Raw genomic sequence first — 14,438 nt, 5'->3', positions numbered from 1 at the left:
ATCATGCCGAAAGCGTACAACAACAAAGTCTATATGACATTCTCAGAGCTGGTGTCTCTGGAACTGAATAGCTCTGGTAGGATAAAGAACTTGATATCATCAGGTCACAAGAACTTTACATCAGTGAAAGACCCTGAGGATTCGAGGTGCACTTTAATCCAATATGAGACACTCAGTACAAAGTACAAAGCGGCCATTAAAGAACTTATTGGCGATCCCTATGCCATCATTGCTCAAGATCAGTTAGACACAGAGCAAAATATCAAGGAGGTTTCAAAAGCAGATATAAGCATCCACTGGCAGATAGACCCTGCTGAATACAAGGAGATCAGTAGCCTGGACATCTGGGATCGTACTGATCCGGCTACACCAGCCAAGATCATGACACTGGCAAAAGCTGGAGCGATCTGCCGCTGGTACAACAATACCAAACCAACACAAGCCAAGAAACTGGGCTACGACAGTAAGCCCGATCTACTCAAGGCCATCCAGACCCATCCTGACGTGAAAGTTATGGACGGCTTCTGGGTGGCTTCTGATAGGTTTCAACGAAAGTTTGTAGCCTACAAGAAAGACAAAATAAAAGGACTACTCCCAAAGAGTCTACAAAACACCAATAACCTCAAACTCAAAACAGACGAGCAAAAAGAAACACTCCGGCGGCTACATGCGAGCCACGTAAACCGTGACTTCGTGTGGATCGCAGACGAGTACAACGTGGTAGCAAAACTGAACCACTGGCCGCTACTAAGTGAGACTACTGTGCGAGACTTCCTGACTGATGGTGATAACCAACTGCAAGGCATACTGATGCGCAAAGGTGTGAAAGCCTTCAAATCAGACGCTATGCCTGTGAAACACAGAGAGCGTCCTACTTGCCCAGGCTACCTATGGGAGGGCGACGGCACACCGTGGGAGCTGTACTATCAGGAGACCAAAGAAGTAAAAGGCAAAGAGGTGACTACCTACTGGAATAGAAAGGTAGTGTACATGGTGACCGATGGATACAATGATATACCACTGGGATGGGCAATCGGTGAAAGTGAAAATATTGAACTCATTGCCTCAGCTTGGAAAAATGCAATTTTTAATACTGGCCTTTTGCCTTGGCAGATACGGACTGACAACTACGCCCGTAAGACCATGGGCGAGCTATACAACCAAGTGGCTAAATACTTCACCCCTGCGCAAGTAGGCAATGCCCGTACCAAGATGATCGAGCATGTATTCGGGCAGTTCTCAGCTACCAGGATACTAAAGAAGTACCCAAACTGGTCAGGCTGTAACATCACCAACAGAACCGATGACAACCAACCCAATAGAGAATTTTTAGTAGCTGAAAAGAAAGCATTCCCGACGGAATCGGAGGTAATTGATCAGATCAACGAGTCGATCAATGAGTACCGAAACAGTCTGATCAAAAAGAGCGGTTTGAACCGCTTCGAGGACTGGGTGGAACGTCTCAGGGAAACTGAGCAGCTCAGAATAGCCACACACGAGACACTTATAGACATCTTTGGTGTGTATCGCAAGCGCACAAATAGCTTTGATAATGAAGGTCTCACCTTGATTGTAGATGGTGAGGAGCTACACTACATGGACTGGGGCAAGCCTGAAAACAATGGCACAGATATTCCAGCCAAAACGCAGCAATACAAAGAGCTATTCGGGGCGAATGGCCTACGAGTGAAGTATCTACCGGAGGACTTGAACATGATCCGTGTGGATCACCCTACCAGAAAGAAAGCCTACTACCTGCCAGCTACGGTGAAGACTCCAGGCTGCATCATGGATGCCAAGCAATACCCTGATAAACAGGAAATGCTCTACCAAAAGCTACGATTTGACAAGGTGCTAATAGGTGAAGTGATACAGAGCCACGCCAAGACTATACAGGTGACCAATGAGGTACTGAGCAGTATGTCTGTGGACGCTGAGGGTGTGATGAAAACCATGTTTACCGTGGATGGCAGCAATAAACAATACCTGAACGAGGCACAGAGCTACATGAAGTCGCTGGATAAGCGCATAGAGGACAGAGCCATGGATACTGATCTGTACGACGATGAGATCAGTGAGGAAGTATTAGCCACGGTCAATGACGATACTGATTTATACGATTGATAACTAAATGAGAATAATATGAATAACGCAAGAAGAAAGGAATTGACCAAAATATTGAAATGCACGGAAGCATTGAGGTCATCGCTTGAAAGTGTGAGCATAGACGAGCAAGAAGCATTTGATAATCTCCCTGAGTCAATACAATACTCAGAAAGGGGTGAAAAGATGGAAGAGTCTATTGATGAAATGGATTCTATATGTAGTGAGCTGGAAGATATAGAGGAGAGAATACTTGAATTAACTCAATAAAAAACCCCTACTGCGCCAACAGCAGGGGAATCAAAACTGATTTTTCATTTAACAGACCATAAAGTTATGACAATTACAATCAAGCAAAAAGAGCAGATTGCTCAAGCGGCCAAAAACAAGGCCAAAATGCACGGCATGAGCCAGCGGGAAGTAGCTGCACAGGCTCAAGTATCCAAGACAGCTATCACTTGGATATGCTCAGCCGAGGAGACCTGGAGAGAGTACTCTATATCGGATCAGAAATGGACAGCCGTGGCCGAATGGGCGGGCGTGGTGTTCGACGAGAACGAATGGCAGCTCAACCGTGAGGCGACCAACTTCAAACGCTTCTACAATATGTGCAAACACGCACAGGAAGGCTCTATTATGATCATCATCAGTGATAGCCAAGGCCGTGGCAAGTCCACTGCACAGGAAGCCTACCGAGATGATCACGCCAAAAACTCTTTTTATCTGGAGTGCGAGACCTCCATGGTGCAGAAAGTATTCCTGAGAAGTGTCAAAGCCTTGCTCGGTATTCCTGACGAGGGCGAAGGCATACACGACTCAATAAACATCATTGTCAAGCGACTTTTAACCTACAATAAACCGCTCCTGATGCTCGATGAATGGAACGAGCTACCAGAAGCCTCCAAGCGATTGATCAAAACGATTTGGAATAAGACTGAGGGTAAACTCGGTATAGTGATCTGTGGTGGTCGATCACTCAAAAAGAGTCTGGAGTCAGGCGTAGCCAGAGCAAAACAAAGCTACCAGGAGATACACAGCCGAGGCGGTGGCAAGATTCTCCAGGGCAAAGTACTGGACGATAAGAAAGCGACTGAAGAAGTGTCGAGAATATGCGTACTCAATGGACTGACTGATCAGGAGGCTATCATGAAGGTGGTCAACAACTTCACCGGAGATATCAGAGCCGTACGCAGAATGATCGAGGAGCATCACAGAGCAGTAGCTAAAGTGACTGCAAAACAAAACGGAAAGGAGGTCGCTCATGCGTGATAGAAGTATCCAGGCGATAGCCAATGAGATCAGTACGCTACAGAGCAAGCTCGGCTTGCTTCGTAGTGAGCTGTACCGTAGCCCTGAGGAACTATCTGACAGCAAAAAAGCCGAACTGGAGGCAGAGCTGTACCAGATCGAATCAGCCATAGACAGCCTACAAAACAAGTACAAAAAGAAAAAGGAGGTGTGCGATGCTTAATGGAGTGAAATCGACATCAGAAATAGCTTACAAAAAAAAGTCCTACACCGACACCATAGAGGCAATTATACCAGGCGCAGAGCTGGCCGATGTAATGCTAGAATCTGTACGTGAGACGGATAAAATCAATGAGATCATAGGCAGTCAAGACTATGATCATGTGAGCATAGAGACTGCCAGAACTATACTCCGTTCGCTTCGAATATTGCGCCTGAGCATAGACACCAGAGTAAGAAAGGAGGCCGGATCATGAGACCATCATTGTTTTTGGCCGCCAATGTGATGCTTTCTATAGTAGCTATAGCATGCTTCATGCACGATGTACCTAACTGGGTACTTGTGTGGACATTTTGCTCAGGAGGTCTGAACCTAATTGTACCAGTAGACACAGACAAGAAGTCCGACGACCTGGAGGCTGTTCTAGTGCTGCTCGGGTTGTTTGTACTGAGCATGATCACGCTGCCAGTATTAGCGATTACCGCTCCATTCAACATCATTTATAAACTAGGAAAGGAGGCCTCCAATGGCTAGTAACTACGGAGTAAACGATATAGGCAAATGGAGATTTGCTGAGATAGACCTGCCACAGGAGTGGCTCGAACATCTGGGAGAGCTACCGGAGCTATTCAGGATGTACATATCTGGTGATCCTGGCGAAGGAAAGACAGAGTATATCATGAAGCTATCCATGATGTTGGCTAACCACTACGGTAAAGTGCATCTCAACAATGTGGAGCAAGGAAAGCACAAAGGCATACTACAGTCCTGGGAGCGCAACAACTTCAAGGACGAAGTACCTGCGGGTAAGTGGATGTATGGCAATAAGCTGATCAAATGGGATGATTACCTAAAGAAAATGGGTAACCGAAACTCAGGCAAAGTGCTGATCATAGATAGTATCAGCTATTGGGAGCTGACCTATGCGCAGGTAAAAGAGCTTCATGAGCTATTTCCTCGCAAGTCGCTGGTATTTGTGGCCTATGGCGCTGACTATGCGAAGCACAGAGCCATACGACACCTGTGTGATATCAAGGTAGTGGTGAAAGATTTTGAGGCTAAGGTGCGCAGTCGATTTGGTGGAATGAAGCCACTTATTGTATGGGAAAAGGGTTTCAAAGATTCGAAAAACAAGAAACCAACCGGACAAATACCACTAGGACTATGATTCACAAGACAGACATATCGGAAATGGATCAGCAGATATGCGAATCCTTAGGTATAGATCAGGATCAGCTATTCTGGTTGAAGCTAAAGCACGGCTGTGAGTTTCTCCAGGTGTGGATCGGTGAGGAGTTTGCGCACGACATCAAGCTCATGGAAAAACTGCCGGAGTACTGGGCATGGTGGCAGCAAATATGGTACAACGAGGATAAGAGATACCTGAGCAAGTTCAAGTATCACCAGCTCGGAAGCTATATCAATCATCATGCACCAGAGAGAATCGCCTACCGCCCCAATAGTGTGGTATCGGAGAGCTATCACAGGCTGATCAAAAGCCTGGCAGCTCCAAGAGGAGTAGAATCAAATTTTTAAACATAAAGACGAAAACAATGGAAGTATTAGACCAAATGACTGAGGAGCAGCTGGAGGCTGCCCTCGTAGAAAAGCGAAAAGCCAAGGCTAAGGCTCAGGAGAAAGCCCGCCAAGAATATGAAAAGCAAAGAGACCTGAGCGTACTGGAGCTGATGGATGAGGCGCAAGAGGTACACACCAAGCTACAGGCATTGAAAATCAAATGCCATGAGGTGATGAATGACCAGGAGACGAAGCTGCAAGCCTACGGTGGCATTCGCAGCAATAGCAAAGGTGGTTTTTCTATCACCGATAGTGAGCAGCTATTCCGTGTCACTCGTCGCAGAGACACTGAGCCTGTATGGGACGAGCGAGGCCAGAAGGCTATCGAATTGATCAAAGAGTTTTTGCACGATACAGTGAAAAAGCGTGATCTCGATCTATTCGAAATACTGATGAGCTTCCTGGAGAAAAACAAGACTGGAGACTTGGAGTATGGACGAGTATTTAGCCTGATGAGCCATGAGCAGAAATTCACCGACGAACGCTGGAGAGAAGGTCTGCGATTGCTCAAAGAGAGCTTTAGTCATCACCTGAAAGGATTCGGGTACGAGTTCAAAACCAAAGGAGCTGACGAGAAATGGGAAACCCTGCCACTCAACTTCTCAGCGGTGTGAGCTGCACCTGCACTAAACCACGCCTGGTAGAGGTGGAAAACTACGACAGTTGCTGCCGTGGCCGGATAGATGCCCTGATCTGCACTACCTGCCACACTGTCGTCAAACAAAAGATCATACGATAGGGGTCAGCAGCCCTTTGAGAACCAACCCGAACGGCATACACTCAGGTTCGAGTCCTGAGCGGGTTCCATTGTTGTTGTAAACTATTCCAGGGAGAGGCAGACGGCCTCCCCTGGTTTTACCACAGCTAAAGAAGTCTTTTTCTAATGAGGGACTGGTACTGGAGACGCTAGGCCAGTCCTTATTTCAAACTTAAATACAGCGGATATGGGCAATAAAAGGATACTATACTTAACAGTAAATAGGCACTGGTTTGATCTGATAGCAACGGGTGTCAAAAAGAGAGACTACAGGCAAATGAAAGTTTATTGGTATGAGCGACTTTTTGAGTCAGTTAATAATCCCAAGCATTATGACCAGGTAGTTATTAGGAACGGTTACCAACCTATTTCTCCAGTTATTAGACTAGAATATAAAGGCGTTGATTTAGTTCATTCACAGACCCAAGTCACTTACCCTGATGGTACTGTCCTGATCCCTGGCAGTAGTTATGCAATCAATTTAGGCGAAATATTAGAGATAAAGAACTGGCACGGATCACTTGAGAGGCCAAAGAAGCGACAAGTAATATTCCTTAAAGACTTAAAACACTAAACCATGACACACACAAGACTCACAGGAAAAATTTGTTTTAAACGATCCTTTACAGGAATGGTGCTTTACGTGCAGGAAGCCACACAAGGTCTAATACCTCACCCATTTTCACGAAAGCACTGGAGAAAAGCCACCCCTGAGGACATCAGCGAATTAGAAATACACTCAATGATATCGGAGGTATGAGCTTAGTCCACTACTATCAGCGCAAACAAGGCACTACAGCTAATCCGTGGACTATTGCTGTGACTTACGGTAAAATTCCTGATCGCAGTAATAATCACAAAGGAATCAAAGAATCTATGTGGGTCATGTGTCGATCCATGACAGGTTCTGAGATTGAAAATTTCGAAAATTCATGGCGGTTTATGACCTATTTCTACACTACAAAAGACGAGCTGATAGAGGATGAAACTAGGTGCAACCTTGATCATGAGACTATGATTGAACTAAAAAATAAGATCAAATGACAGAACCAGAAAAATACCAGAGATACGTAGCGGCACTCGATGAGGCCAGAGACGTGATAGATCGTGCCAGGCTCAGAGCCTCAGAGCTTAGAGGCTCAGCCATGGCCGAGGGACATGAGGATGCTATGCAAACCACACTAACGGTGAATAGCACCCTACACATAGAGTCGAAAAAGTTGCAGATCGACATCATGGACATACACAAGCAACTGTACAAGATCAAATTCAAATGATACAGCCATGGGCAAGCGACACGTCACGGATTCAGAGCGCAAGATGCGGGGCAAGATCATACACTATCTATGTCAGATTGGCTATACAACCAAAGCCAACAAACCTGATTATACCCGAATCAACTCCTTTGTGCAGAACATTGGCAGTAGAAATCCACGCAAGGTCATACTCAATTTTCTCTACGCCAACGAACTCAATGAAGTGCTCAACCAAGTAGAGCAGATGTACAGGAAAGAACTAAAGCAGCTCACATGAAACTCACTGACCAAATCAAATTCTGCAAGGACAAGATCGGGCGAGGCCATCAGGATCATAAGACCTACCGTGCCATCACGGATAGCCTGGTCTTTCTCAGTGAGCTTGCCCCTGGCTACCAGAGCGAGGACGGACTGTACCAGGAGTGTATAGCTGCCTATGATGATTTTCTCAAAAAGCACATCGGTGTAGGAGTGAAAATGAACCCAGGGCAAGGCAAAGCCATGAAAGAAATCATCAAGTACCTGACCCTGCACAGCAAGGACAAATCTGCTGCTGGTGTGCTGGCCTCCTGGCAGTATATCCTACTCCACTGGGACAAACAAAATGAGTTCATAGGCAAGCAAAAGAACCTGACCCAAATTAATAAGAACCTGATCGAGATACTAGACAACATCCGCAATGGAAATACAAAAGCGACCAAAGAACGAAATAACCAAGCCAAACAGCAGCTTAGGGACTCTATTAAAAGCCGAGGATAAGCGGGGGCTGATCCGGTACGTGAGCAAACTCAACGTGCGCCAGATATACACCGACCGCACCCGTGCCACCGAGATAGAGACCGTGCTGGAGTACTGGCGTGGCAAGTACAAACAACTGGCCGCTCAAAAAGAAGATCCCGAAATCAAAAAGGAGCTGACCTACATCGAGACACAAGCCAACGAACTCAAGGCGGAGCTGAGCCAATACCAGCCCGTGCCTACTATCAGTCAGCTATGCCAGGTCAGTGAGGACGATCTGCTGGCTAATGTCACGCTCTTGATCTTAGACATGGATGAGGATTTCAATGTGGGTAAAGGTCTGAGCGTGTCGCAGGTGGAGACGCTGGCGTTCACAATCACTACCACCTACAAGAGCCTGACGCTGGAGGATGTGGCTTTGTGCTTTCATCGTGCCAAGCTCGGCCACTATGGTGAGGTGTATGACCGACTGGATTTAAACGTGGTCAACTCTTGGTTAAATCAGTATTCAACCGAGGTAAAACAAGTACACCAGGCGCATACAGACAGTGCGCACATCCTGACTAAATCAGGTATAGGATACGGTAGAGTATCCGACCGCACAGAGTCCGGCTTCAAGGAATTTAAACACGAATACGACAAGTCCAAGCTGGTAAAGCAGGTACGGACGCAACGAAAAATCAATAAATCAAAACGTAATTAGTTATGAGTAAATATCAATGGCAGGGAGAACCTGTTAAAGTAGAATTTGGATGCTCTACGGTTAGTGAGAATAAAGAAAAACCATTGTGGTGGTACAATTATTTGTGTGATAAATGTGGTGGTCAAGCTGAAATACCATCTATAAGAATCACAACTGTATCAGGGCAATCCTTTGTGATATCAAATCAGTTTGGTATTGGGGTTCACAAGTTGCTAAATGGCGGTTGGCCGAACATGACACATGCCTCTTTACCGGATACTGGATTTGAGGTGAATGAGATGGACTATAAAATAGAGGAGTTTAACAAAGAAAGCTGGCTATTCTATAATTCCAAAAAAGACAGTTGGATGAAAGAAAAGCATCCTGAGGAATTTGAAAGACTTGAATCATTAAGGGAAGTAATTAATAGAAAGCCATGAACAACGTAAAACAAAGAGTATTTAAAAAAATCAATGACCTGCATGATGAGCCTCATGAGGTAGATGTTAGGAACACATTAAGTGGAGATTTAGGGCTTGATTCGCTGGACAAAGTGGAGCTAATCGTAGAGCTGGAATGTGAATTTAAGATCAGCATCGGAGACGAGCTGGTGGATGATATACAGACCGTCGGTCAGCTTGTACAGACGGTAGAATCTATCCTATTGGCAAAAGAGCCAATAATGGAAGATATCGGCGATAGGTCTAATAATGTGGTGGACAAATGCTGATCATCAAACCAATAGTAGCACCAAGATTCCTAAAGCTATTGTCTAAGATCAATGGCTTTGGAATCTCAGGATTTTTCTTCTTTCCGTTTATTTTTATCAATAGACCTGAGCCATCAGTCATGGATAATGATCATAGAGTGTGGAGAAAGACTGTACGGCACGAATCAATTCACTGGCAGCAATGTGTAGAGACATTGATCATAGGGTTTCTGCTGATATATGGAGGCCATTATCTTCTACTCAGACTGAATGGCAAGGATCATGAGGCAGCCTATCGAGGGGTTGTCTTTGAGCGTGAAGCCTATACCAATCAATGGGATGAAATATATCATAAGAGACGAGTATGGTTTGCTTGGTTGGCATGCTTTAATGATTGCTAACGCTCGGTGGGTAAGGCGAGTCTGGCCGCATCGGTGAGAGTAGTAGAATGAATTTTAAACTAAATAATAGGAATTATGGGTAGAACTATTACGAGAGAGAAAAACTGTTACTGTCATACGTGCCAGAAAGAGTTTCACCATTTAGGAATCATGAATCACCGCAAGGCTCATCGGGTAAGGAAAGAAGATTGTAGAATATCATTTACTCATGGTGAAACTTTTGCTTATAAATACTCTGAATCATAATTTCTATTGCTATAAGCAAGAAGTTTGACAACCTCTCCAGACGTAAAGCCTTAGATGTGGCCATATTCGCCTTACGCTTTGTTGGGGTGAGTTGGGTCGGCAAGGCAGAAAATAAGTGTAAGCTCCAAGGTTCGAGATGGTCGCATCTCCACCGAGCGTTGGGGCTGAATTAAGATAGTGGGAATAAATATTGAAATTATGGAATCTAAAAAAGAAGTAAAAGTAGTGAGGGTATCATACACTTGTGATAATTGTAAAAAATCGGATATGATTCCTACGGGATTAGTTCTAACATCTATGCCCCCAAAATACCCTCACTACTGCGAAGGGTGTGGAAATTACGCTGAACTAGATAAATCATATCCATACATCGGGTATGAATAATTTCAATATTTATGTAGCTATCTGCGCCTCTAGTACAAAGTTAGATTAAGTGCTTTAGGCTATAGCGGCAGCAAGTGGAGGTTCGAAGTGGAGGTGTATCGCCGAGGCAATTCAGCCCCAACACCAAGCTATGCACTGTGCGAGGCACGAGCATGGTGTATGAGCGACTGTTAGCAAGCGTTCGATTTATAGTCAATAAAATTTAACTAATTTCGTCCCATCAGCGTTTGGGACTTCACTTATAATAATTCTAAAATGGAACAAAAGAAAAAAGGAAAAGCAGGTAAAATATTACTCATTATTTTCGCCTCATTAATGGGTGGTTTTGCCATTATTGGTGCAATTGTCGGCGGTTCAGAAGATGCCACCACCCATGTCGAAGAAAGTACACCTACTGAATGCGTCTATAATGCAGCAATTGTTAAAGCATATAGAGTGGGAACTGATGAGCTTTTGGATGAGAAAACAATCCCTGGCTGCTTTGTGGTAAAAACCGATGAGATGGGTTTTGTTGAAATCTCAAGCGATGTCATTAAAGTTTCATATTACAAAGAAACTACACCTAATGTCATTAAGTTTTTAGATGTGAAATTTGGTGAATCCGAGGCAGTAAGGTGGCGAGCAAACCAAGGCCATGATCTTTTTGTAAATGAAACTTCTGAGGAATTAAATTTCGTTTTTGGTGACAGAATTAAGACTAAAATTAAAGGATCAATTCAATTTATCAGGTGAGAAAAGTACCTAAAAGATTAAATTCAAAAGCCCTCAGATAGAGGGCTTTTTTTATGCGCTTGCACCTTTCGGTGATTTTTACGTATTTTTGAATGTCAGCAATACTTAACACGCCAGGCAAGCCATACCATATATGCGAGACAAAGAACTGATCAGACAAAGAGACATAGACCTTAAAGACTACTTTAATGCCGAACTATCACGGCTAAAGTCTGACCCTGACAACAAACTAGTGCCTGTAAGTACCCTACACAAGATGGCGACCGCTCGTACCGGAGCAAAGTTCTACCTCAGCATAAGAGCCATAGAGCATGTGCTGTATAGTAAGGAAGTGGCTGCGGTAGCTGTCTAGTCTATAACATACCTATCATCATCCGTATCGGGTAAACCAATATGATCCACTAGTTGCTTAGTGAGTCCTAAGTCCACGCTATCAGCAGTGGTCTCGTCATAGTCAGCCAGTTTATCCGTAGAGCAGTCCAGGTACTGGATGGCATACTCGTATATATGTACTGGAGCATTGCCGTGATCAGTGTCCAGCTCTCGGCCTACTCTGTAGAGCTTGCCCACGCCTGGGATCACTGTACGTACCATGATCACATGCACAGCAGCTACTACCTTGAGTACTTCCAAAGCAATGGCCTTGTTGTGGCTATTGTACTCCGTGCTGGCAAAGTTCTTTTGCTCAATGTGTATTCTGATCCGGTCGTCCACGTCCTCAGTCTCTCGGCCTTGTGGCTCATAGACAGCAGCCCCAAACTCCACAAATACCGCAGGTAGCGGATAGGCGATCTCTTGTTTTTCGTAGCGGTACTGGTTGTTAAACAAAGCCACTGATTTGATTTGTGGCAAACTCTGAGCATCCATGTAGTCCTTGGATGCCTGGCTCATGAGCTGGTCTGCTATGGCGGTGTATATAAGATGTTCCATAATTTAAATGTTCTTCAAGAACCTCAGCTCTTTTCTAAGCTGGTGTTCCAGGTTCATTTGTATTCGTCTATTTAGAAACTGGCTTTCGCCAATGAATGGCCGTGCCACTTGATCTACCTGCTGTGTGCGACTGTGTGCGCTCCTGGTATGCTCACTCACGGTTTGCTCTTGACCTCGTACCCTGCGGCCATGTTCTCGCACTCTATGACTTCTTACTTGCTGAGTCACCGTACCTGTGAAACCTTCATTAAACCGCTGTGCGTACGGTACGTCTGTACCCACAAACACCCTGTTCCTGGTCTTGGTAAAAACCCTGGGCGAACGCTTTAGCCTCCCGGTCTTTGTGCCGATGGCTCTGCGACTGCCTCGCTCTCTTTTCTTTCGGTCTGCCCATCGTTCAAACCCCCGATCCTGCCAGCCCTGCCTCGCAAAACGATCTTTGAAAAACTGCACAGACATTCCGCCCACAAGCGTAGGAGTCTGGCGGTACACCTTTTGTATCGCTCGTTGGGTTCTTGTTATGTCAGTACTGCCTTTCACTAGATCGTTTGTTCTACGTTTCGGATGGCTCTCACTAATATGCTGGTGAATGCTTCCTCGATGTCCTGTGCGCTTTCCTGTATAGTCTGAGTAGTTACATTGATACCACCCTCTACCAGGCTGCCGATATTTACCGTCACATTGCGCACATGGCTAGTCCCTGAGGCTACTGTTGAGTTGTCAGCATCCTCTAGCTCGTCGGTGTTTGGTTTTTGTCCTGGCGGCTGTACGGCCTTGAATGCCTCGCTTACCTTGTCAGGTTGAGCCACCTTAGAGGCTTGATACATAGCATCAGAATCCCTAAAGCTGAATGCTTTTATATTGTCATAGGCAGCTTTGATCTTGGCAGGATCACGCTCTAGTAAAGCCTCGAACAATGAGAAGGCATTCGAGCCAAACTTGGCTATATCTTCAAAGAATACTTTTACCTTGTATTTCCACTGATCGAGCTTACCAAATATCTTATCCCATATATTACCTTCACCGCCTAGAGCCTGGTACACCCACTGGATACCATCAGCTATAAGTTGGAAAAAGAACTTAATAACATTGTACGTACCTCGGATGGTACTGGCAACCAGACTAAAAGCACCACTTAGCAACTTCACGGCCACGGTGATAGCTATTACAGTGGGTACTATACCAAGTTTTAAGGCTTTCCAAATGATCATAATGATAGGCCTGAGTTTATCCCACTCACCTTTTAGCCAGTCCATAGCATCGGCCAGAACGCCATAAAATACCTCCTGCACACCTAGTTTGAAAAGCTCCCATTGTTTGATGGCTGGCTGGATCACATCAGCAAACCTCGACTGCTGCATCCTGATCTCTTTATTGAGTGCAATCTGTTTGTCTTGGTGAGCAATCAATCCCTCCATGCCTTTCGATATACCTTTTATGCTCAGGTCTATTTTACCCAGGCTTAGGAGAAATCGCTCACCAGCATCCTCTCCAGCTCCCCCAAATAGGTCAGCTATGGCAGTCTGTCTGGCTTGTGTATTTACATTAGCCATAGCTTGGCTTACCTTACGTAGCACGTCAATAGTTCTCAGGCTTCCATCGTCTAATCCCTTGAGAATGGCATCAGGGCTTAGTTTGAGATTCTTTAGGGCATCCTTGGCTGCTGGTGTCATTTCTTTCAATCTCAGATTGAACTCTTTCACAGCATCCACCGCTTTGTCATTGAATAGCCCTTGCTGCTTGCCTGTGGCACTCAGAGCAATAAACTCCTGTGCGTTGAGTCCAGCTGCTTTCATTTGGCTGGCGTATTCTTTGATCTCCTCTAGGTCGAGCTGCCCGCCTGTGGCTTGCAGTCCGGTTTTTATTAAGGAAAGACTGTCGCTAATAGTGAGTCCTGTATCGGCGTACTCACGCTGTAATGCATTGGCTGCTTTGATCATTTCGCCCGTCTCAACTTTGAGTGTGTCGCTCAGAGCCATCACCGTGGCAGTCGTGTCTCTTAGCTCCTGATCAGTGATACCAAAAGTGGCCTGAACTACCTTTTGATTGTCTTTGATATCCTTCGTGATATCGACCATGTGCTCGCCCAGTTTGAATACGGCGGCAGACAGGGCTACTACAGCGGCCACGGCCAACGCATACGGATTGGCGAGCAGCCCTCCAAGCTGCCCCAGAAAGGGTACACGGTCGCTGATGGCCTCAAACATCTGAGCGTTTTTGGCTTTGAACTTGTCCAATGAGGGCATGGCGTTTTTGATACCCTTACTGAATGATCCAAAGTATTCTTTGGTTTTGAGCTTGGCTTGTTGCTGTAGTTTATTCACACTGGCCATGCGCTCCTTGATCCTACCGAGGCCACCGCTCAGCTTGTCTTTGAGATCGTACAGTACACCTATTCGTATGCCTCGCATAACTTCTTTATTTTAATGTTCGTATATTTGCTGAAAACCCGTT

Annotated in this window: 24 protein-coding genes; 21 read left to right on the top strand and 3 right to left on the bottom strand. The window is 45.3% G+C overall.

Going from position 1 to position 14,438, the window contains the following annotated elements; all coding sequences use genetic code 11:
- Positions 1 to 3: 3 nt before the first annotated feature.
- From ACOQO5_RS12285 to ACOQO5_RS12185, 21 genes are all read left to right on the top strand, one after another.
- Entirely contained in the window at positions 4 to 2,124 is a 2,121-nt protein-coding gene (locus ACOQO5_RS12285; RefSeq protein ID WP_420581978.1) for an integrase catalytic domain-containing protein, read from the top strand.
- Between the two features lie 18 nt (positions 2,125 to 2,142).
- Positions 2,143 to 2,373, top strand: a complete 231-nt coding sequence (locus ACOQO5_RS12280; RefSeq protein ID WP_420581977.1) for a hypothetical protein — start codon at positions 2,143 to 2,145, stop codon at positions 2,371 to 2,373.
- Positions 2,374 to 2,439: 66 nt separating this feature from the next.
- Complete coding sequence (locus ACOQO5_RS12275) at positions 2,440 to 3,372, top strand: AAA family ATPase (protein ID WP_420581976.1); 933 nt, start codon at positions 2,440 to 2,442, stop codon at positions 3,370 to 3,372.
- Positions 3,365 to 3,574, top strand: coding sequence for a hypothetical protein (locus ACOQO5_RS12270; protein WP_420581975.1), 210 nt, complete (start codon positions 3,365 to 3,367; stop codon positions 3,572 to 3,574). Before ACOQO5_RS12275 ends, ACOQO5_RS12270 begins: the two co-directional genes overlap by 8 nt.
- 4 nt (positions 3,575 to 3,578) lie before the next feature.
- On the top strand, positions 3,579 to 3,827 hold the full coding sequence (locus tag ACOQO5_RS12265) for a hypothetical protein (RefSeq protein ID WP_420581974.1): 249 nt from the start codon (positions 3,579 to 3,581) through the stop codon (positions 3,825 to 3,827).
- Complete coding sequence (locus tag ACOQO5_RS12260; protein WP_420581973.1) at positions 3,824 to 4,105, top strand: hypothetical protein; 282 nt, start codon at positions 3,824 to 3,826, stop codon at positions 4,103 to 4,105. Before ACOQO5_RS12265 ends, ACOQO5_RS12260 begins: the two co-directional genes overlap by 4 nt.
- Positions 4,098 to 4,739 (top strand): hypothetical protein, encoded by a 642-nt coding sequence (locus tag ACOQO5_RS12255; protein WP_420581972.1) that lies wholly within the window; start codon positions 4,098 to 4,100, stop codon positions 4,737 to 4,739. Before ACOQO5_RS12260 ends, ACOQO5_RS12255 begins: the two co-directional genes overlap by 8 nt.
- Positions 4,736 to 5,107, top strand: a complete 372-nt coding sequence (locus ACOQO5_RS12250; protein WP_420581971.1) for a hypothetical protein — start codon at positions 4,736 to 4,738, stop codon at positions 5,105 to 5,107. Before ACOQO5_RS12255 ends, ACOQO5_RS12250 begins: the two co-directional genes overlap by 4 nt.
- Before the next feature lie 17 nt (positions 5,108 to 5,124).
- Complete coding sequence (locus ACOQO5_RS12245; RefSeq protein ID WP_420581970.1) at positions 5,125 to 5,763, top strand: DUF3164 family protein; 639 nt, start codon at positions 5,125 to 5,127, stop codon at positions 5,761 to 5,763.
- A 330-nt stretch (positions 5,764 to 6,093) separates the two neighbouring features.
- Positions 6,094 to 6,480 carry a hypothetical protein gene (locus ACOQO5_RS12240; RefSeq protein WP_420581969.1) on the top strand — a complete coding sequence of 129 codons (387 nt, stop codon included), beginning with the start codon at positions 6,094 to 6,096 and terminating at the stop codon, positions 6,478 to 6,480.
- 3 nt (positions 6,481 to 6,483) lie between these two features.
- On the top strand, positions 6,484 to 6,666 hold the full coding sequence (locus ACOQO5_RS12235; protein ID WP_420581968.1) for a hypothetical protein: 183 nt from the start codon (positions 6,484 to 6,486) through the stop codon (positions 6,664 to 6,666).
- On the top strand, positions 6,663 to 6,950 hold the full coding sequence (locus ACOQO5_RS12230; protein WP_420581967.1) for a hypothetical protein: 288 nt from the start codon (positions 6,663 to 6,665) through the stop codon (positions 6,948 to 6,950). Before ACOQO5_RS12235 ends, ACOQO5_RS12230 begins: the two co-directional genes overlap by 4 nt.
- A complete protein-coding gene (locus ACOQO5_RS12225) occupies positions 6,947 to 7,183 on the top strand; it encodes a hypothetical protein (RefSeq protein WP_420581966.1) in 237 nt (78 codons plus the stop codon). The genes ACOQO5_RS12230 and ACOQO5_RS12225 overlap by 4 nt, the downstream gene beginning before the upstream one ends.
- Positions 7,184 to 7,190: 7 nt before the next feature.
- Positions 7,191 to 7,439 (top strand): hypothetical protein, encoded by a 249-nt coding sequence (locus ACOQO5_RS12220; RefSeq protein WP_420581965.1) that lies wholly within the window; start codon positions 7,191 to 7,193, stop codon positions 7,437 to 7,439.
- Entirely contained in the window at positions 7,436 to 7,921 is a 486-nt protein-coding gene (locus ACOQO5_RS12215) for a hypothetical protein (RefSeq protein ID WP_420581964.1), read from the top strand. Before ACOQO5_RS12220 ends, ACOQO5_RS12215 begins: the two co-directional genes overlap by 4 nt.
- Positions 7,842 to 8,603, top strand: coding sequence for a DUF6633 family protein (locus ACOQO5_RS12210; RefSeq protein ID WP_420581963.1), 762 nt, complete (start codon positions 7,842 to 7,844; stop codon positions 8,601 to 8,603). Before ACOQO5_RS12215 ends, ACOQO5_RS12210 begins: the two co-directional genes overlap by 80 nt.
- A 2-nt stretch (positions 8,604 to 8,605) precedes the next feature.
- On the top strand, positions 8,606 to 9,022 hold the full coding sequence (locus ACOQO5_RS12205; RefSeq protein WP_420581962.1) for a hypothetical protein: 417 nt from the start codon (positions 8,606 to 8,608) through the stop codon (positions 9,020 to 9,022).
- On the top strand, positions 9,019 to 9,312 hold the full coding sequence (locus tag ACOQO5_RS12200) for an acyl carrier protein (RefSeq protein WP_420581961.1): 294 nt from the start codon (positions 9,019 to 9,021) through the stop codon (positions 9,310 to 9,312). Before ACOQO5_RS12205 ends, ACOQO5_RS12200 begins: the two co-directional genes overlap by 4 nt.
- On the top strand, positions 9,306 to 9,692 hold the full coding sequence (locus ACOQO5_RS12195) for a hypothetical protein (protein ID WP_420581960.1): 387 nt from the start codon (positions 9,306 to 9,308) through the stop codon (positions 9,690 to 9,692). The genes ACOQO5_RS12200 and ACOQO5_RS12195 overlap by 7 nt, the downstream gene beginning before the upstream one ends.
- Positions 9,693 to 10,577: 885 nt before the next feature.
- Positions 10,578 to 11,054: a hypothetical protein gene (locus ACOQO5_RS12190; RefSeq protein WP_420581959.1), complete on the top strand. Its 477-nt coding sequence runs from the start codon at positions 10,578 to 10,580 to the stop codon at positions 11,052 to 11,054.
- A gap of 133 nt (positions 11,055 to 11,187) precedes the next feature.
- Positions 11,188 to 11,406, top strand: coding sequence for a hypothetical protein (locus ACOQO5_RS12185; RefSeq protein ID WP_420581958.1), 219 nt, complete (start codon positions 11,188 to 11,190; stop codon positions 11,404 to 11,406).
- Here ACOQO5_RS12185 and ACOQO5_RS12180 read toward each other — a convergent pair.
- From ACOQO5_RS12180 to ACOQO5_RS12170, 3 genes are read right to left on the bottom strand one after another with little or no spacing between them, the layout of a single operon-like run.
- Entirely contained in the window at positions 11,403 to 11,984 is a 582-nt protein-coding gene (locus tag ACOQO5_RS12180) for a hypothetical protein (protein ID WP_420581957.1), read from the bottom strand. The genes ACOQO5_RS12185 and ACOQO5_RS12180 overlap by 4 nt on opposite strands.
- 3 nt (positions 11,985 to 11,987) lie before the next feature.
- Positions 11,988 to 12,524 (bottom strand): hypothetical protein, encoded by a 537-nt coding sequence (locus ACOQO5_RS12175; protein WP_420581956.1) that lies wholly within the window; start codon positions 12,522 to 12,524, stop codon positions 11,988 to 11,990.
- The gene (locus ACOQO5_RS12170; protein ID WP_420581955.1) at positions 12,524 to 14,395 is read right to left on the bottom strand and encodes a phage tail tape measure protein; all 1,872 of its coding nucleotides are present in this window, start codon (positions 14,393 to 14,395) and stop codon (positions 12,524 to 12,526) included. Before ACOQO5_RS12170 ends, ACOQO5_RS12175 begins: the two co-directional genes overlap by 1 nt.
- Between the last annotated feature and the right edge of the window lie 43 nt (positions 14,396 to 14,438).

Origin of the sequence: Reichenbachiella sp. (assembly GCF_965223055.1) — a bacterium.
In the GTDB taxonomy this organism is placed as follows: Bacteria; Bacteroidota; Bacteroidia; order Cytophagales; family Cyclobacteriaceae; genus Reichenbachiella.
This window is presented reverse-complemented; position numbering and strand designations above follow the sequence as displayed.